Here is a 230-nt window from a genome sequence, read left to right as displayed (position 1 = left end):
GGCGCCCAGGGCCCGCAAGGTAACCAAGGCGTCCAGGGCGACATCGGCCCCCAAGGCAACCAAGGCACACAGGGATTCCAGGGCGCCCAGGGCGACACCGGCGCCCAAGGCCCGCAAGGCGACCAAGGCGCCCAGGGCGACACCGGCCCCCAAGGCCCGCAAGGTAACCAAGGCGCCCAGGGCGACACCGGCCCCCAAGGCCCGCAAGGCAACCAAGGCGCCCAGGGCGA

Origin of the sequence: Micromonospora arborensis, from assembly GCF_003205615.1 — a bacterium.
GTDB classification, from domain to species: domain Bacteria; phylum Actinomycetota; class Actinomycetes; order Mycobacteriales; family Micromonosporaceae; genus Micromonospora; species Micromonospora arborensis.
The sequence above is the reverse complement of the archived record's forward strand: the minus strand, read 5'-3'. Positions refer to the sequence as shown.